Source organism: Streptomyces sp. NPDC040622 (assembly GCF_055593965.1).
In genome coordinates, this window is sequence record NZ_JBVIXD010000002.1 from 595,009 (window position 1) to 611,579 (window position 16,571).

The window sequence follows — 16,571 nt, forward strand, 5'->3', positions numbered from 1 at the left end:
CGTTGCTCAGCCGCGTCGGCAGTGCAGAAAGATCTGGTGCTCGGGTGGTGCGTCGGTGCTCGCGGGGGCGTACGAGTACGTGTCCTCGCCGGTGATCTCGAAGCCCGCGTCACGCACGACCTGCCGCAGTTCGTCCCGCAGGTAACCCGATACCCGGATTGTGTGCCCCAGGAACGGAATTGCCGCGTCGTCCAGATCGGCCTCGACCATGGACAGCTCCATCAGGCCGCCGGGACGCAGCAGCCCGTGCAGCCGCCGCAGCGCCTCGGGGATCTCGGCCCTGGGCAGCATCAGGAGGGCGAAGAAGCACACGACGGCGTCGAACCGGCCGACTCCGCCCGGGCCTTCGGCCCGCAGGTCCGCGATGTCGAGTTGCCGGAACTCGGCTGCCGGGACGTTCTTTCCCGCCAGCTCCAGCATGCCCGTCGAGAGGTCCGTGCCGAGGACCGAGTGGCCGGATCCGGTCAGTTGGCGTGCGGTCGGCAAGCCGGTGCCGCAGCCCACGTCCAGGACGCGGGATCCCGCAGGCAGGGCCGCGATGAGATCGCGGCCCGCGGCGAGCTGGCCCTCCTTGTGCGGGAAGGCGTCGTCGTAGTGCTGCCCGATGGCGTCAAAGGCCTCGGCCTGACCTGTCCGGTCCTCGCTCACGTTCTGCCGCCCCTCGATGACTTCCTGTCAGGCACCGCGCAGGCCCACGGAGTTGCTGCTGTGCGCCCTTGCGGAGGACGATCCTACGTTTGAACCACGGGGGCGCATCAAGGGTCTCATGAGGACACATGCGCGGGCGTACGGTCCCAGTCATCCGGCAGGGCCGGTACGACCCAGGACGGATCGGGACGCCAGTGCTGCCACCCGTCCGAAAACGGCGCCCCCCAGGCCTCGATCACGTCAAGCGCGGCGCGCCCGGCCGCCCGTACCCCTGCGGCCTTCTCCGCGTCCATCAGGCCCGCCCGCAGGGCCTCGGCGAACTCATCCTCGTCGTGCCAGCGCCAGCTGTGGTCCGGGCGCACGGAGATGTCCAGAAAGTGATCCTCGGAGTCGACTCCGCCCGCCCACCGGGTGCGCGGTTCCTCCAGGTTCACGTACCAGCTCCGGAACTGCCAGCCCGGTTCCCAGAACAGCCAGACCGACCACGGCTGGTCCGGCACCGCGAGCTTGAGGACGCCGGTGCCGAACCAGCGGTCCCTGCGGACGGTGCGCGGTTTGGTGTAGCGGGTGGCGAGCGGCTCGTCGTGCACGGACGTGCCGTCGGCCAGCACCGGCTTCACGCACTCGGTGCCGGGGGCCAGCCACACGGCGAGCAGGTCGTCGTCGTCCCGTACGACGGTGACGGGGCGGCAGATGTGGACGCGCTGACGTGAGTTCTGCCGGTACCGCCACAGAACGTGGTCCCCGGGTGCCCACCGCACCGCCCCGCCACCGGCCGTCGTCTTCCCGTCGAGGTCTGTCATGGACAGATACTAGACGCCGACTCCGGCCCTCACACCGACCCGGCCGGAGTCCGTCAGGGACGCGTCATGCGCAGCACATCCAGTGCCTCGTCCAGCTGTTCGAGGGTGAGGTCGCCGCGGTCGACGTAGCCGGACGCGAGGACGACCTCGCGGATCGTCTTGCGTTCCGCCAGCGACCGCTTCGCGACCTTCGCCGCCTCCTCGTACCCGATGTACTTGTTCAGCGGCGTCACGACGGACGGCGACGACTCGGCGTACTCCCTGGCCCGCTCGCGGTGGGCGGTGATCCCGTCGATGGTCCGGTCGGCGAGCAGTCGCGACACGTTGGCCAGCAGCCGGATCGACTCCAGGACGTTCTTGGCGATGACCGGCAGCATGACGTTGAGCTCGAAGTTGCCGGCCGCGCCCGCCGCTGCGACCGTCGCGTCGTTCCCCGTGACCTGCGCCGCGACCATCAGCACGGCCTCCGGGATGACCGGGTTCACCTTGCCGGGCATGATCGAGGAGCCGGGCTGCAGGTCCGGCAGGCTGATCTCGGAGAGGCCGGTGCGCGGCCCCGACGCCATCCACCGCAGGTCGTTCGCGATCTTCGTCAGGCCCACGCCGATCGTCCGCAGCTGCCCGCTGGTCTCGACGATGCCGTCCCGTGCGCCCTGCGCCTCGAAGTGGTCGCGCGCCTCGGTCAGCGGCAGGCCCGTAGCCCGCGCGACCTCGGCGATGACGGCCGCGGAGAAGCCGGGCGGGGTGTTGATGCCGGTGCCCACGGCGGTGCCGCCGAGCGGCAGTTCGGCCAGCCGGGGGAGCGAGGCCCGCAGCCGCTCGACGCCGTACCGCACCTGCGCCGCGTACCCGCCGAACTCCTGGCCGAGGGTCACCGGCGTCGCGTCCATGAGGTGGGTGCGCCCGGACTTCACGACGTCCGAGAACTCCTCCGCCTTGCGCTCCAGCGCGGCGGCGAGGTGCTCCAGGGCGGGGATCAGGTCGCCGGTGACGGCGCCCGTCGCGGCGATGTGGATCGAGGAGGGGAAGACGTCGTTGGACGACTGCGAGGCGTTCACGTGGTCGTTGGGGTGGACGTCGCGGCCGAGCCGCTCCGTGGCGAGGGTGGCGAGGACCTCGTTGGTGTTCATGTTGGACGAGGTGCCGGAGCCGGTCTGGAAGACGTCGACGGGGAAGTGCTCGTCCCAGCGTCCCTCGGCGACCTCGGCGGCGGCGTCGGCGATGGCCCCGGCGACGTCCTCGTCGAGCACCCCGAGCTCCGCGTTGACCTTGGCGGCGGCCGCCTTGATCCGGGCGAGGGCGGCGATGTGGGCGCGCTCCAGGACCTGCCCCGAGACGGGGAAGTTCTCCACCGCGCGCTGGGTCTGCGCACGCCACTTGGCGTGCGCGGGGACCCGTACCTCGCCCATGGAGTCGTGCTCGGTCCGGTACTCGCCGGTGCGGTCGTCGCTGGCGTCGCTGGCGTCGCTGGTCATGCTCCTGAACCTACCTCTCCGTCCAAACCCCGTAAAAAGTTGAGCACTTGTCTTGTTCCAGGTATTCCCAAGCGTGCTACCCACCAGTAAAAACCCTGGGTAACACCACACCGGGGAGGCGCAATGAAGCGCATCAGAAGCAGTCGCCGGGGCCGGCTGCGATGTTCGTTCGCGGCCGCCGTCGCGATGACGGCCGTGCTCGGCGCGGCGGCCGCCGCGCCGGCCCAGGCCGCGCCGGACGACGGGCAGGGGGCGGCGCCGCAGGCGGCACCGCTCTCGCCCGAGCTGGAGAAGATCCGGGCCGCCGAGGCCACCAAGCTCTACGGCAGCCCCGCCGAGCGCCCGATGGCCGACCGCAAGACCGGCCTGATCTCGCTCGGCGACAGCGAGATCTCCGGCGAGGGCGTCGGGACGTACGAAGCCGGCACCGACGGCCCCGACAACTGGTGCCACCGCTCGCCGGACGCCGCGATCCACCGCACCGGCATCCCGGCCGACGTGACGTACAACGTCGCCTGCTCGGGCGCGCAGACCGTCAACATCAAGATCGGCGGTCAGAAGCAGTACGCCGACGAGCTGGTCCAGAGCGACAACCTCGCCGTCAAGGCGCGCAACACCAGGATCAAGTCGATCCTGCTCGTCATCGGGGCCAACGACGACCTGCAGTTCGCCCCGGTGATGACGGACTGCGTGACCCGCTTCCTGCTCAGCCAGGGCGCGTGCGCCGGCAAGTACAACGACGGCTGGCAGGCGCGCGTCGACGCGCTCGTGCCCAAGGTCGAGCAGTCCATCCGCGACCTGAAGACCGTCATGAAGGACGCGGGCTACCAGGAGGGCGACTACAAGCTCGTCGCCATGGGGTACCCGAGCCCGATCGGCCCGGACTTCCGCGACAACCCCACGTTCCCCGGCAAGCTGGCCTGCGGCGGACTCGGCTACGACTCCGACACCGAGTGGGGCCGCAACATCGCGGTGCCCGCCTTCGAGACGGGCATGCGCAAGGCCGCGCGGAACGCGGGCGCGACCTACCTCGACAACTCCCGCCTCTTCCACGGCCACGAGGTCTGCACGGAGAACACCTGGGCACGCGGCCTCTACGTGGACCTGTCCAACCCGTTCCCGCCGGACTCCAACTCGGTGCGCCAGTCCTTCCACCCCAACGCCCGCGGCCACGCCGCCTTCGCGTCCTGCCTCACGCAGATCTACGACTCCGGACAGCGTGAGGGCAGTTGCGCCGACCCGGCGAGCACGGGCAGCCCCAAGCTGTACCCGGGCGGCTGGGACGACATGTACCGGCCCCTGAAGAACGAGGGCACCGGCACCTGCCTGGACGTCGACGCGTCCAAGAGCCGCAACGGCACCAAGGTGCAGGGCTGGGACTGCACGGGCAACCGCAACCAGACCTGGTGGTACGACGGCACGGCCGGGGGACAGCGGTCGCTCCACACCGGGCTGACCCAGGACCGCTGCCTGGACGTGCCCGACGGCTCGTACAAGGAAGGCACCGCCGTCATCCTCTGGGACTGCCACGGCGGCGCCAACCAGAAGTTCGTGCGCCAGTCCGGGACGGTGCGCCCCGCCGCGGACAGCGGGCTCTGTCTCACCCTCGCCGGGGGCAAGGAGCCGGTGCGGCTGCAGAAGTGTGCGGGGGCGGCGAACCAGCGGTTCGCCTGAGGCATCCGCTGTCTGAAGGGCGGGCCTGTGGCCCCGGACGGGAAAGAGCCCTCTCCGTGGAGAGGGCTCTTTCGCGTACTACGGGTTATGCGCTACGGATGACGCGTTACGGGCAGCTCGTCACGCCAGACCCGGGCCGCGCACCGGAATGGACGTGAACGTCGGCTCCGGGGCGGGGTTCTGGAAGAAGTCGTTGCCCTTGTCGTCGACGACGATGAAGGCGGGGAAGTCCTCGACCTCGATCTTCCAGACCGCCTCCATGCCGAGCTCCTCGTACTCGACGACCTCGACCTTCTTGATGCAGTCCTGGGCCAGGCGCGCGGCCGGGCCGCCGATCGAGCCGAGGTAGAAGCCGCCGTGCGTGTCGCACGCGTCGGTGACCTGCTTGGAGCGGTTGCCCTTGGCGAGCATCACCTTGGAGCCGCCCGCCGCCTGGAACTGCTCCACGTAGGAGTCCATCCGGCCGGCCGTGGTCGGACCGAAGGAGCCGGACGCGTAGCCCTCGGGGGTCTTCGCCGGGCCCGCGTAGTAGACCGGGTGATCCTTCAGGTACTGCGGCATCTCCTCGCCCGCGTCGAGCCGCTCCTTGATCTTGGCGTGCGCGATGTCGCGGGCCACGACCAGCGGGCCGGTCAGCGAGAGACGGGTCTTCACCGGGTGCTTGGTGAGCTCGGCGAGGATGTCGTCCATCGGCTGGTTGAGGTCGATCTCGACGACGTCGGCGGACTCGTCCAGGTGGGAGTCCTCGGTCTCCGGCAGGAAGCGCGCCGGGTCCGTCTCCAGCTGCTCCAGGAAGACGCCCTCCGCGGTGATCTTCGCGGTGGCCTGGCGGTCGGCCGAGCAGGAGACAGCGATCGCGACGGGCAGCGAGGCGCCGTGCCGGGGCAGGCGCACCACGCGCACGTCGTGGCAGAAGTACTTGCCGCCGAACTGCGCGCCGATCCCGATCTTCTGGGTGAGCTCGAAGACCTTCTCCTCCAGCTCCTTGTCCCGGAAGCCGTGGCCGGTCGGGGAGCCCTCGGCGGGCAGCTCGTCCAGGTAGTGCGCGGAGGCGTACTTCGCGGTCTTCAGGGCGAACTCGGCGCTGGTGCCGCCGACGACGATCGCCAGGTGGTACGGCGGGCACGCGGCCGTGCCCAGCGAGCGGATCTTCTCCTCCAGGAACTTCATCATGGAGGCCTCGTTCAGGACGGCCTTCGTCTCCTGGTAGAGGAACGACTTGTTGGCCGAGCCGCCGCCCTTGGCCATGAAGAGGAACTTGTAGGCGCCGCCGTCGGTCGCGTACAGCTCGATCTGGGCCGGGAGGTTGGAGCCGGTGTTCTTCTCCTCCCACATGGTCAGCGGGGCCATCTGCGAGTAGCGCAGGTTCAGCTTCGTGTACGCGTCGAAGATGCCCTTGGAGAGCGCCTTCTCGTCCTCACCTTCGGTGAGGACGTTCTGGCCGCGCTTGCCCATGACGATGGCGGTGCCGGTGTCCTGGCACATGGGGAGCACGCCCGCGGCCGCGATGTTCGCGTTCTTCAGCAGGTCGAGGGCCACGAACTTGTCGTTGCCCGACGCCTCCGGGTCGTCGACGATGCGCCGCAGCTGGGCCAGGTGCGCCGGCCGCAGGTAGTGCTGGATGTCGTGGATCGCCTCGGCGGCGAGCGTGCGCAGCGCCGCCGGGTCGACCTTGAGGAACGTCCGCCCGTCGGCCTCGAAGGTGGCGACACCCTCGGAGGTCACCAGCCGGTACGGGGTGGTGTCCTCTCCCAGCGGGAGCAGATCGGAGTACTCAAACTCTGGCATTACGGCCATTCCTCACTCGCAGACAGCGGCGCGGCCTCCGTTGGCGACGCGCCAACCAGCGTAGAACGCGCACGGTGGGCCGATCCTGTGAGGTAAGGCTCAGTAGACGTGATCACACGCGGGCGGGAAGCGCGATAGTCGCGATGCGGGGGTAGTCGCGATCTATCGCGTCTGGGTACGCTGCTGTCGTGGACCTCGAAAAGCAGCCCTCAGCGCTCCGTGCCTCCGACGCCGACCGGGACCGCACCGCGGACATCCTCCGTGAGGCCCTGGCCGAGGGCCGCCTCACCGCCGAGGAGCACTCGGAGCGGATCGACGGGGTGTACCGGGCCAAGACCATGGCCGAACTGGAGCCGCTGGTCCGGGACTTGCCCGCGGCGCACACGCAGGCGCCGGGCAGGGCCGGCGCCCCCGAGCCCGCCCCCTCCCGGCCGTCCCCCGGCGTCGTCCCGCCGGTCGCCGACGAGAACCTCGTGGCGGTGCTCAGCAGTTCCGCGCGCCGGGGCCGCTGGCGGGTGGCCCGCCGCACCCACGCGTACGCGGTCTTCGGCAGCGTCGAGATCGACCTGAGCGAGGCGATCTTCGAGCAGCGCCAGGTGGTCATCAAGGCGGTCGCGGTCTTCGGCTCGGTCGAGATCCGCGTCCCGGAGAACGTGTCGCTGCGCGGCCGCGGCGGCGGTGTCCTCGGCAGCTTTGAGGTGGACACGCTCGACTCCCCGGACCAGGACGCCCCCGTCGTCTACGTGGACGGCATGGCCGTCATGGGCAGCATCGAGGCGCGGCCCCAGCGCGGCAAGATCGTCCGTGACCTGCACCGGCAGCTGCGCAAACACCTGGGGCACTGACGGCGCGCGACGGCGGCGCGAAGGCCGGGGCACGCCCCCGCGGGGAGCATGAACTTCCGTACATCGGAACTCAGTGCATAGGCGTGCACACAGCGGGTAGAGACTGCTGCATCGTCTCTCGCTCGCGAAGCCGTCGTCAGGAGTAGACCAGTGCTGCAACCGTCGCATCAGTCTCTGCAGGTCGCCGCAGTTCCGGTGCCAGTGCGAGATCGGGACGATGACGCCCCGTGGCACACCGAAGCCGTGTGCCGTCGCGACGAGGCCGGCCTGTTCTTCGCCCCGTCCAAAGAACCGACCGCGGCCCGGCTGTCCCGCGAGGAGGCGGCCAAGCGCGTCTGCGCCCGCTGTCCCGTCATGGTCGAGTGCCGCGAGCACGCGCTCCTGCAGCCCGAGCCGTACGGCGTGTGGGGCGGCCTCACCGCAGCCGAGCGCCGCGTCGTCCTGGCCCGCCGCCGCAGGCGGGACCTGGAGCTGCAGAAGGCGTCCCACGCGGCGGGGATAGCCGCGGCGGGATAGCGGTCAGGCCGGGTACGTCGGCACGTCACGGCCGGATGCGGGATCGAGTACGCCGAAGGGGGCGTCCCCCGCACGGGGCGCCCCCTTGGACCTGCGGACCGGGACCCGGTGGCCGGGTGCCGGTGCCTACTTGGCGCGGTCGAAGTCGACCGCGCTGTACGCGCGCAGCTTCGAGAGCCGGTGGTCGGAGTCGATCTTGCGGATCGTGCCCGACTTGGAGCGCATGACCAGCGACGACGTCGAGGCGTTGGCCGCGCGGTAGCGCACTCCCTGAAGCAGTTCGCCGTCGGTGATGCCGGTCGCGACGAAGAACACGTTGTCGCCCTTGACCAGGTCGTCCGTCGACAGCGTGCGGTCCAGGTCGTGGCCCGCGTCGATGGCGCGCTGGCGCTCGGCGTCGTCCTGGGGCCACAGCTTGCCCTGGATCACGCCGCCCAGACACTTGATCGCGCAGGCCGAGATGATGCCCTCGGGGGTGCCGCCGATGCCCATCAGCAGGTCGACGCCGGTGCCCTCGCGGACGGCCATGACCGAGCCCGCGACATCGCCGTCCGAGATGAACTTGATGCGGGCGCCGGTCTCGCGGATCTCCTTGACGATGCCCTCGTGGCGGGGGCGGTCCAGGATCATGACCGTGACGTCCTCGGGCGTGGAGTTCTTGGCCTTGGCGACACGGCGGATGTTGACCGATGCGGGCGCGTTGATGTCCACGTAGTCCGCGGCCTCGGGGCCGGTGACCAGCTTGTCCATGTAGAACACGGCGGACGGGTCGAACATGGCGCCGCGGTCGGCGGCGGCCAGTACGGCGATGGCGTTCGGCATGCCCTTCGCACAGAGGGTCGTGCCGTCGATCGGGTCGACGGCGATGTCGACCTCGGCGCCGGTGCTGTCGCCGATGCGCTCACCGTTGAAGAGCATCGGGGCTTCGTCCTTCTCGCCCTCGCCGATGACGACGACGCCGTTCATCGAGACGGTGGAGACGAGGGTCCGCATGGCCCTGACGGCGGCACCGTCCGCGCCGTTCTTGTCGCCGCGGCCGACCCAGCGGCCCGCGGCCATGGCGGCGGCCTCGGTGACCCGGACGAGCTCCAGGGCGAGGTTGCGGTCGGGAGCCTCGGGGGAGACCTCGAGCTCGGAGGGGAGATGATGCTCGGTCATCGGAGAGCACCTTTCTGCTGATACAAAAAAGTGGCGCGCCCGTAGGGCGTCCTTGGAAGGGCGGTGGTGGGACACGGGAGGGCGGCCGGATGAGGGATTGTGAACGACTCTATCCGCAGGCCGACAAAATGAGCAGAGGGCCCCACGCATGAGCGCCCCGGACGGCCGGGACCGGACCGGGGGAAGGCGCGTTCGCGGCGCCTGAGACCATGGGGGCGTGGCAGGAAGACAAGGCACTCAGACCGTCAAGAACATGCTGTGGTCGTTGGTGGTGATCGCCCTCGTCGCGGGCGTGATCTACATCTTCGTCCCCCATGACGAGTCCAAGACCCCCTCCAAGAGGGTCGACTACCGCGTGGAGCTCCTGACGGCCCGGCGGGCCGCGGCCTACCCGGTGGCGGCACCCGAGGGCCTCTCCAAGAAGTGGACGCCGACGTCGGTGCGGTTCAACGGCGCCGACGACGACACCTGGCACCTGGGCTTCCTCGACCCCGACGAGCAGTACGTCGCGATCGAGCAGTCCGCCGCGAAGCCGGGCGCCTTCATCAAGAAGGTCACCCAGGACGCCAAGAAGACCGAGGCCGCCGAGGAGATCAACGGCCGCACCTGGCAGCGCTACAAGGGCCCGAAGTACGACGCCCTGGTGATCAGCGGCGAGGGTGCGACGACGGTGGTCACGGGCACGGCGTCCTTCGGGCAGCTGGCGAAGATGGCGGAGTCGCTGAAGATGGCGTGATCCCTCGGACGTCCTTGGACCCCCTCGGACGTCCTTCGACCCCGTGGACGTCCTTCGACCCCGCGGACATCCTCTGGTCCCACGGTTCGCAACGCGTGAAAGGGCCCCGGCACAGACAGTGCCGGGGCCCTTTCACGTTGCTGTCGCGGGCGCCGTTCGCGCACCGCGCGGCCGGCCGGGCCGGACCGCGGGCCGGGTCAGACCGTGGTGACGACGTCCTCGTAGGACAGGCGCGGGGAGCGCGGGAACCAGGCGTCGTCGCCCGGCTTGCCGATGTTGACGACCATCAGCGGGGTGTGGTCGTCGTCCAGGAACTCCTTCTGGAGGCCGGCCGGGTCGTAACCCGTCATCGGGCCCGCGGAGAGACCGGCGGCGCGCACGCCGACGATGAAGTACGCGGCCTGCAGCGAGGCGTTCAGCTGGGCGGCCTGCTCGCGGACCGGGCGCTCGGTGAAGAAGGCGTCCTTGGCCTGCGGGAAGTGCGGGAACAGCGCCGGGAGCTCCTCGTGGAACTCGTTGTCGGCGGAGAGGATCGCGACGAGCGGCGCGGTCGCCGTCTTCGGGCGGTTGCCCTCGGCCATGTGCTGGACCAGGCGCTCGCGGGCCTCGGGGGAGCGGACCAGGGTGACGCGCAGCGGCGACTGGTTGAAGGCGGTCGGGCCGTACTTGACCAGGTCGTAGATCGCCTGGACCTGCTCGTCGGTGACCGGCTCGTCGGTGAAGGTGTTCGCGGTGCGGGCCTCGCGGAAGAGCAGGTCCTGGGCGGCGGGGTCAAGTGCGAGAGACATGGATCAACCTTCTTGAGCGTACGGGGGTGTCTGCCGGGCCCGTCTCCGAGCCCGCCAGAACGACAGTACGCCGATGATGTACAACTTTCAATCAAAACTGGAGCTGCGTGATCCGGTTCACAAACCGCAGGTCAGCGCTGTTTTGTCGGGGAGGGGCGGTGCCGCGTGCGAGCGCTGCGCGGCACCGCCTCAGGAGTCGTCCTCGTCCTCGCCCAGCTCCGGGCCCGCCAGGGCCGCGTCGAGCCGCGCCCGGGCGCCGTCCAGCCAACGGCGGCAGATCTTCGCCAGCTCCTCGCCGCGCTCCCACAGCGCGAGCGACTCCTCCAGGGTCGTGCCGCCCGTCTCCAGGCGGCGTACGACCTCGATCAGCTCGTCCCGTGCCTGCTCGTAGCCGAGCGCGTCCGTGGAGCCCGTGGCCTCGTCCGTCTTGCTGGTCATGCGCCCACCCTAATTCTCGGCATTGTCGTCATTTTGTGCGGCTAGTGCGGCTAGTGCGGCTTGTGTGGCCTGTGCGCCGGGCATGGCCCTGTGCGGCTCGTATGGCCTGTGCGGCTTGTACGGCCTGTACGGCACGTGTGGTCTACGTGTCCTGTGCGGTCTACGTGTCCTGTGTGGCCTAGGTGTCCTGTGCGGGTCCGACCGCTCGTACCGTGAAGCTGCCCTCGGCGACGCGCGCCCTCAGCTCTTCGCCCTCGGTCACCTCTTCGGATGCGCGGACGACCGCGCCGTCCGGCTTCTGCAGCACCGCGTACCCCCGCTGGAGGGTCGCGGCGGGCGAGAGGGCCACCACGCGCGCGTGGGTGTGCGTCAGCTCCGAGCCGGCCCGGTCGAGGAGGTGCCCGAGCGTGCGGCGGCTGCGGTCGACGAGCGCCGCCACCTGCTCCTCGCGCTCCTCCACCATGCGGTGCGGATGCTCCATGCAGGGGCGGGCCAGCGCGTGCCCGAGGCCGCGGGTCTCGCGGTCGAGGAAGGCGTCCATGCTGCGCCGGGCGCGGTCGCGGAGCCACTGCACGCGCTCGTACTCCTCGCCGACGTCCGGCACGACCTTCTTGGCGGCGTCGGTGGGCGTGGAGGCGCGCAGGTCCGCCACGTAATCCAGGAGCGGATTGTCCGGCTCGTGGCCGATCGCGGAGACGACCGGCGTACGACAGGCGGCGACCGCCCGCACCAACTGCTCGTCCGAGAACGGCAGCAGGTCCTCCACGCTGCCGCCGCCCCGCGCCACGATGATCACGTCGACCTCGTCGATCGCGTCCAGGTCCTGCACGGCCTGCACGACCTGCGGGACGGCGTGCACGCCCTGCACGGGGACGTTGCGCACCTCGAAGCGGACGGCGGGCCAGCGGTGCCGCGCGTTCTCCAGGACGTCGCGCTCGGCGGCCGACGCGCGGCCCGTCACCAGGCCGATGAGCTGCGGCAGGAAGGGCAGTGTCCGCTTGCGCTCGGCCGCGAAGAGGCCCTCCCCGGCGAGGCTCTTCTTCAGCTGTTCGATCCGCGCGAGCAGCTCGCCGACGCCGACCGGCTTTATCTCGGCGGCCCGCAGCGACAGCTGCCCCCGGGGCGCGTACCACTCGGGCTTGGCGTGCACGACGACCCGGGCGCCCTCGGCCACGACGTCCGCCACGGCGTCGAACACCTGGCGGTAGCAGGTGACGCTCACGGAGATGTCGTGCGACGGGTCGCGCAGCGTCATGAAGACCACGCCGGCGCCCGGCCGGCGGGACAGCTGCGTGATCTGTCCCTCGACCCACACCGCACCGAGCCGGTCGATCCACCCGCCGATGAGTCGCGACACCTCGCCTACGGGGAGGGGGGCGTCGGGGGAGGTATTGAGAGCCATGTGCCGAGCGTAGTCTGGCCGCGCGGCCCTGGACGTTGCCGTGGTGCCCCGCGCCTTGGCTGTGGCCTTCCCCGGTGCCGGGGTGCTGTTTCCGTTCGTCGGCCGGCGTTCGGCTGCGGGGCCTCTGTGGCTGGGCGCGCCGTTCCTCGCGCCCCTGGACGCCTGCTCGGCTCCGCTGGACGCCTGCTCGGCTCCCCTGAACGCCCGCTCGGCTCCCCTTAGACGTCCGGTCGGGTCCTGCCCCGGCTCTGCACCGCCAGTACCACCAGGCCCGCCGCCAGCCAGATCGCGCCCACCACCTGGGCGGAGGTTGCCGCCTCCCAGATGACCGCCACGACGATCGCCGCTCCCAGGACCGGGATCAGTACGTGGCGCCACCAGCTGAAGCCGTCCTCGCGGTGGCGGATCGCGAACCAGCCCACCACGCTCGCGTGCAGCAGCAGGAACGCCGTCAGCGCGCCGATGTCGACCACCGACACCAGGTGGTCCATGCCGTCGTCCCTGCGGGCCGCCCACACCGCGGCCACCATCGTCACCACGGCCGCGCACAGCAGCGCCACCCGCGGCGTCCCGGAGTCCGTCCTGGACAGGGCCTTCGGCAGGCGCCGGTCGCGGGCCATCGCGAAGAGGAGCCGGCCCGCGGCGGCCTGCCCGGCGAGCGCAGCGAAGGCCGCGCCGATCGCCTTGCTGACGGCCACCAGCTTCGACAGCCACTCCCCGGCCGCCGCCTGCGACGTGTCGTAGAACGCCGTGCCCTGCTTGCCGGGGTCCGCCGCGAGCTCCGCCGAGGACATCGGCTCCAGGAGCGCCACCAGATACGTCTGGGCGACGAAGAGCACGCCCGTGAGTGCCAGACAGAACAGCACCGCCCGCGCGACCTTCGCCGAGCCGCCCGTCACCTCCTCGGCGAACGTCGCGATGGCGTCGAAGCCCAGGTACGAAAGGACCGCGATCGACACCGCGCCCACCACCGCCGACAGCGCGAACGCGCCCTGCGAGCCGTCGCCGGTCAGCGGCGAGAGCCAGCCGCGCTGCGCGCCGTCCCTGATCAGGACGACCACGGCCGAGCCGACGAAGACGAGCAGGACCACGATCTCCATGGCGAGCACCGCGAAGCCCACCCGGGCCGCCGCCCGCACGCCCCACAGGTTCAGCGCGGTCGTGATGAGCACCGCGATCGCCGTCCACACCCACCGGGACACCGAAGGCACCAGCGAGTTCATGGCGATCCCGGAGAAGAGGTACGCGACCGCCGGGATGAGCAGATAGTCGAGCATCGCCATCCACCCGGCGATGAACCCCGGGCCCTTGCCGAGCCCCACGCGCGCGTAGGCGAAGACGGAGCCCGCGTGGGGGGCCACCCGCACCATCTGCGCGTAGCTGAAAGCGGTGAACGCCATCGCGACCGTGGCGATCAGGTAGACGAGGGCGACCGCGCCGTGGGACTTCGCGTCGAGCGTCCCGTAGATGCCGACCGGCGCCATGGGGGCGATGAAGAGGAGACCGTAGACCACGAGGTCCCGGAAGCCGAGACTTCGCCGCAGGCCCTCACCCTCGGCGGGCTCGGCCCCCGCGGCATGGGCTCCCGTACTGGCGGACTGTCCGGACATCGTGCCTCCGTAGATCAACGCAGGCCCCCAGTCTCTCCAACCGGGCGATCTTTGACGCGCTGGACGCGGCCTTACGATGGTGGGCATGACTGCAACGCCTGGCTCCCGCCGTGTCCTGCTCGCCGCTCCCCGTGGCTACTGCGCGGGCGTGGACCGTGCCGTGATCGCCGTCGAGAAGGCCCTGGAGCAGTACGGGGCCCCGATCTACGTACGCCACGAGATCGTCCACAACAAGTACGTCGTGCAGACCCTGGAGAAGAAGGGTGCGATCTTCGTCGACCAGACGACGGAGGTCCCCGAAGGCTCCATCGTGATGTTCTCCGCGCACGGCGTGGCCCCGACCGTCCACGCGGAGGCCGCCGAGCGCAAGCTCGCCACCATCGACGCGACGTGCCCGCTGGTCACGAAGGTCCACAAGGAAGCGGTCCGGTTCGCCAAGGACGACTACGACATCCTCCTGATCGGCCACGAGGGCCACGAGGAGGTCATCGGGACCTCCGGCGAGGCGCCCGACCACATCACGCTGGTCGACGGCCCCGACGACGTCGCGAACGTCGAGGTCCGCGACCCGGACAAGGTCGTCTGGCTTTCCCAGACCACGCTGTCCGTGGACGAGACGATGGAGACGGTCGACGCCCTCAAGGGCAAGTTCCCCAACCTCCTCTCGCCGCCCAGCGACGACATCTGCTACGCCACGCAGAACCGCCAGACCGCGGTGAAGAAGCTCGCCGAGGACGCCGAGCTGGTCATCGTCGTCGGCTCCAAGAACTCCTCGAACTCCATCCGCATGGTCGAGGTCGCCCTGGACGCGGGCGCCGCCGCCTCGCACCTCGTCGACAAGGCCGACGAGATCGACGAGGCGTGGCTGGAGGGCGTGACCACGGTCGGCCTGACCTCGGGCGCCTCCGTGCCGGACGTGCTGGTCGACGGCGTCATCGAGTGGCTCGCCGAGCGGGGTTACGCCGACGTGGAGACCGTCAAGACGGCCGAGGAGTCCATCACCTTCTCGCTGCCCAAGGAGCTCCGCCGCGACCTGCGCGCCGAGGCCGCCGAGCTGTCACAGGGCTGATCGCCCCGTACCGTTGGGTCCATGCAGATCTTCGGTGTGGACATCGGCGGATCAGGGATCAAGGGCGCTCCCGTGGACCTGGACCGTGGAGACCTGGCACAAGAACGGCACAAGGTACTGACCCCGCACCCGGCGACGCCGGACGCGGTGGTCGAGGGCGTGCGCGAGGTCATCGAGCACTTCGGCTGGACCGGCCCCGTCGGCGCCACCTTCCCCGGCGTGATCACGGACGGCACGGCGCGCACGGCCGCCAACGTCGACAAGAGCTGGATCGGCACGGACATCCGCAAGCTGGTCTCCGACCGGCTCGACGGCGCTCCCGTCACCGTCCTGAACGACGCGGACGCGGCGGGCGTCGCCGAGATGCACTTCGGCGCCGGCCAGGGGCGTACCGGCACGGTCATCCTGCTCACCCTCGGCACGGGCATCGGCAGCGCCCTCTTCACCGGCGGCAGGCTCGTCCCGAACAGCGAGCTCGGCCACCTGGAGCTGCGCGGCCACGACGCGGAGAAGAAGGCCTCGTCCAAGGCCCGCGAGGACGAGGGCCTGACCTGGGAGCACTGGGCGCGCCGCGTCCAGAAGTACCTGGCGCACGTGGAGATGCTGTTCTCGCCCGAGCTGTTCATCATCGGCGGCGGCGTCAGCCGCAAGGCGCACAAGTTCCTGCCGCTCATCGAGGGCATCTCGGCGGAGATCGTCCCGGCGCAGCTGCAGAACAACGCGGGCATCGTGGGAGCGGCGATGGCGGCGGCGGAGGCGTAGGCCCTCGCGGGCCGTCGGAGGGTCAGGCGGTCGGCAGGCGCTTCCCGCGGGCCGCGGGTCGTGGCGCCGCCGCCCGGGCCTGCCGCCGCTTCAGCATCAGCCGGATCTTGCGTACGGTCACGATGAGCCCGGCGACGAGCGTCCCGCCGTACAGCCAGCCCGCGTGCAGCGCCAACGTCGTCACGAGCCCCATGAACTGGCCGCCGAACCCGCCGGAGCCCCCGGAGACGGGCAGCACCCCGGCCGCGAAGGCGATCGGCACGCCGACCGGGGCGGTGACCAGGTCGGCCGGGCGCACCCACAGGGCGGTCAGCGCGGCCACGAGCACGAACAGGACGCCGTACGCGACGACGGAACCGCCTCCGATCAGGCGGATCACGCAGGCGAGCAGGAACATCACCGCCGTGCAGAAGAGCCCGCTGCCGAGCCCCGTCAGGCGGGGATTCGGCATCTGACGCAGGGCGCGGATCCCCTGGCCGAGGGGGCCGCGGCGCAGCGTGCGGTAGAGCGGTGTCCTGCGCAGGGCGCGGACGAACGGGGGCACGGGGCGGCGCCGGCGCGGCTCGGCCCGGTACACGGTGCCCGGCTCGACGGGCCGGCCCTGCGGGGGCAGCGGGGCGGGCCTGCGGGGCCGGGCCGGCGAGGCGGCCTTGGGGGCGGCGGACTGAGGGGGACGCGTCCTGTGTTGCTCCACTGGACCAACCTAGGCGCGGCACCGCGCCGAAGCCGTCACGGGACACGCCTTTGGGCCGACCTTGGCCACGCGTTCGAGGTGCGGCCGACGGGCAGGCGGGGGCGGCGCGGGCACGCCGTAGACTGGGGGATCGCCCCACGGTCGCTCCGGCCCTCCGGGCCGTCC

The 16,571-nt window shown here is 70.8% G+C and carries 16 protein-coding genes; 6 read left to right on the forward strand and 10 right to left on the reverse strand.

What is annotated here, in order from left to right; all coding sequences use genetic code 11:
- Positions 1–6: 6 nt before the first annotated feature.
- The 3 genes from ACZ592_RS07155 to ACZ592_RS07165 form a co-directional block, all read right to left on the reverse strand.
- Positions 7–648 carry a class I SAM-dependent methyltransferase gene (locus ACZ592_RS07155; protein WP_471580481.1) on the reverse strand — a complete coding sequence of 214 codons (642 nt, stop codon included), beginning with the start codon at positions 646–648 and terminating at the stop codon, positions 7–9.
- A gap of 116 nt (positions 649–764) precedes the next feature.
- Positions 765–1,451 (reverse strand): cytidylyl-2-hydroxypropylphosphonate hydrolase, encoded by a 687-nt coding sequence (fomD, locus tag ACZ592_RS07160; RefSeq protein ID WP_471580482.1) that lies wholly within the window; start codon positions 1,449–1,451, stop codon positions 765–767.
- A gap of 53 nt (positions 1,452–1,504) precedes the next feature.
- Positions 1,505–2,926, reverse strand: a complete 1,422-nt coding sequence (locus ACZ592_RS07165) for a class II fumarate hydratase (RefSeq protein WP_471580483.1) — start codon at positions 2,924–2,926, stop codon at positions 1,505–1,507.
- A 123-nt stretch (positions 2,927–3,049) separates the two neighbouring features.
- On the opposite strand from ACZ592_RS07165, the gene ACZ592_RS07170 reads away from it, so the two are divergent.
- Positions 3,050–4,600, forward strand: a complete 1,551-nt coding sequence (locus ACZ592_RS07170) for a ricin-type beta-trefoil lectin domain protein (protein WP_471580484.1) — start codon at positions 3,050–3,052, stop codon at positions 4,598–4,600.
- A 120-nt stretch (positions 4,601–4,720) separates the two neighbouring features.
- On the opposite strand, the gene ACZ592_RS07175 is transcribed toward ACZ592_RS07170, so the two are convergent.
- Positions 4,721–6,388 (reverse strand): fumarate hydratase, encoded by a 1,668-nt coding sequence (locus tag ACZ592_RS07175; protein ID WP_471580485.1) that lies wholly within the window; start codon positions 6,386–6,388, stop codon positions 4,721–4,723.
- Positions 6,389–6,576: 188 nt separating this feature from the next.
- Here ACZ592_RS07175 and ACZ592_RS07180 point away from each other — a divergent pair, with 188 nt between their 5' ends.
- Positions 6,577–7,233 carry a DUF1707 SHOCT-like domain-containing protein gene (locus ACZ592_RS07180; protein ID WP_471580486.1) on the forward strand — a complete coding sequence of 219 codons (657 nt, stop codon included), beginning with the start codon at positions 6,577–6,579 and terminating at the stop codon, positions 7,231–7,233.
- Positions 7,234–7,383: 150 nt separating this feature from the next.
- Positions 7,384–7,749, forward strand: a complete 366-nt coding sequence (locus tag ACZ592_RS07185) for a WhiB family transcriptional regulator (RefSeq protein ID WP_471580487.1) — start codon at positions 7,384–7,386, stop codon at positions 7,747–7,749.
- A 126-nt stretch (positions 7,750–7,875) separates the two neighbouring features.
- Here the strand turns inward: ACZ592_RS07185 and glpX are convergent, their stop codons facing one another.
- Complete coding sequence (gene glpX / locus ACZ592_RS07190) at positions 7,876–8,907, reverse strand: class II fructose-bisphosphatase (protein WP_471580488.1); 1,032 nt, start codon at positions 8,905–8,907, stop codon at positions 7,876–7,878.
- Between the two features lie 217 nt (positions 8,908–9,124).
- Here glpX and ACZ592_RS07195 point away from each other — a divergent pair, with 217 nt between their 5' ends.
- The gene (locus tag ACZ592_RS07195) at positions 9,125–9,643 is read left to right on the forward strand and encodes a DUF4245 domain-containing protein (RefSeq protein ID WP_471580489.1); all 519 of its coding nucleotides are present in this window, start codon (positions 9,125–9,127) and stop codon (positions 9,641–9,643) included.
- A gap of 197 nt (positions 9,644–9,840) precedes the next feature.
- Here ACZ592_RS07195 and ACZ592_RS07200 read toward each other — a convergent pair whose 3' ends face one another.
- The 4 genes from ACZ592_RS07200 to ACZ592_RS07215 all read right to left on the reverse strand — a co-directional run bounded on the left by ACZ592_RS07200 (position 9,841) and on the right by ACZ592_RS07215 (position 13,881).
- Complete coding sequence (locus ACZ592_RS07200; protein ID WP_471580490.1) at positions 9,841–10,431, reverse strand: malonic semialdehyde reductase; 591 nt, start codon at positions 10,429–10,431, stop codon at positions 9,841–9,843.
- Between the two features lie 189 nt (positions 10,432–10,620).
- A complete protein-coding gene (locus ACZ592_RS07205) occupies positions 10,621–10,869 on the reverse strand; it encodes an exodeoxyribonuclease VII small subunit (protein WP_471580491.1) in 249 nt (82 codons plus the stop codon).
- A gap of 178 nt (positions 10,870–11,047) precedes the next feature.
- The gene (gene xseA, locus ACZ592_RS07210) at positions 11,048–12,271 is read right to left on the reverse strand and encodes an exodeoxyribonuclease VII large subunit (protein ID WP_471580492.1); all 1,224 of its coding nucleotides are present in this window, start codon (positions 12,269–12,271) and stop codon (positions 11,048–11,050) included.
- Between the two features lie 218 nt (positions 12,272–12,489).
- Entirely contained in the window at positions 12,490–13,881 is a 1,392-nt protein-coding gene (locus ACZ592_RS07215) for an APC family permease (RefSeq protein WP_471580493.1), read from the reverse strand.
- A gap of 85 nt (positions 13,882–13,966) precedes the next feature.
- On the opposite strand from ACZ592_RS07215, the gene ACZ592_RS07220 reads away from it, so the two are divergent.
- The gene (locus ACZ592_RS07220; RefSeq protein ID WP_471580494.1) at positions 13,967–14,950 is read left to right on the forward strand and encodes a 4-hydroxy-3-methylbut-2-enyl diphosphate reductase; all 984 of its coding nucleotides are present in this window, start codon (positions 13,967–13,969) and stop codon (positions 14,948–14,950) included.
- A 21-nt stretch (positions 14,951–14,971) separates the two neighbouring features.
- A complete protein-coding gene (gene ppgK, locus ACZ592_RS07225; protein WP_471580495.1) occupies positions 14,972–15,712 on the forward strand; it encodes a polyphosphate--glucose phosphotransferase in 741 nt (246 codons plus the stop codon).
- A 22-nt stretch (positions 15,713–15,734) separates the two neighbouring features.
- On the opposite strand, the gene ACZ592_RS07230 is transcribed toward ppgK, so the two are convergent.
- Positions 15,735–16,406 carry a DUF6542 domain-containing protein gene (locus ACZ592_RS07230; protein WP_471580496.1) on the reverse strand — a complete coding sequence of 224 codons (672 nt, stop codon included), beginning with the start codon at positions 16,404–16,406 and terminating at the stop codon, positions 15,735–15,737.
- Positions 16,407–16,571 lie beyond the last annotated feature (165 nt).

Excerpts from the sequence above, each read along its gene's own strand:
- fomD (WP_471580482.1), bottom strand. The coding sequence starts at position 1,451 with ATGACAGACCTCGACGGGAAGACGACGGCCGGTGGCGGGGCGGTGCGG.
- ACZ592_RS07165 (WP_471580483.1), bottom strand. The coding sequence starts at position 2,926 with ATGACCAGCGACGCCAGCGACGCCAGCGACGACCGCACCGGCGAGTAC.
- ACZ592_RS07170 (WP_471580484.1), top strand. The coding sequence starts at position 3,050 with ATGAAGCGCATCAGAAGCAGTCGCCGGGGCCGGCTGCGATGTTCGTTC.
- ACZ592_RS07175 (WP_471580485.1), bottom strand. The coding sequence starts at position 6,388 with ATGCCAGAGTTTGAGTACTCCGATCTGCTCCCGCTGGGAGAGGACACC.
- glpX (WP_471580488.1), bottom strand. The coding sequence starts at position 8,907 with ATGACCGAGCATCATCTCCCCTCCGAGCTCGAGGTCTCCCCCGAGGCT.
- ACZ592_RS07200 (WP_471580490.1), bottom strand. The coding sequence starts at position 10,431 with ATGTCTCTCGCACTTGACCCCGCCGCCCAGGACCTGCTCTTCCGCGAG.
- ACZ592_RS07205 (WP_471580491.1), bottom strand. The coding sequence starts at position 10,869 with ATGACCAGCAAGACGGACGAGGCCACGGGCTCCACGGACGCGCTCGGC.
- xseA (WP_471580492.1), bottom strand. The coding sequence starts at position 12,271 with ATGGCTCTCAATACCTCCCCCGACGCCCCCCTCCCCGTAGGCGAGGTG.
- ACZ592_RS07215 (WP_471580493.1), bottom strand. The coding sequence starts at position 13,881 with ATGTCCGGACAGTCCGCCAGTACGGGAGCCCATGCCGCGGGGGCCGAG.
- ACZ592_RS07220 (WP_471580494.1), top strand. The coding sequence starts at position 13,967 with ATGACTGCAACGCCTGGCTCCCGCCGTGTCCTGCTCGCCGCTCCCCGT.
- ppgK (WP_471580495.1), top strand. The coding sequence starts at position 14,972 with ATGCAGATCTTCGGTGTGGACATCGGCGGATCAGGGATCAAGGGCGCT.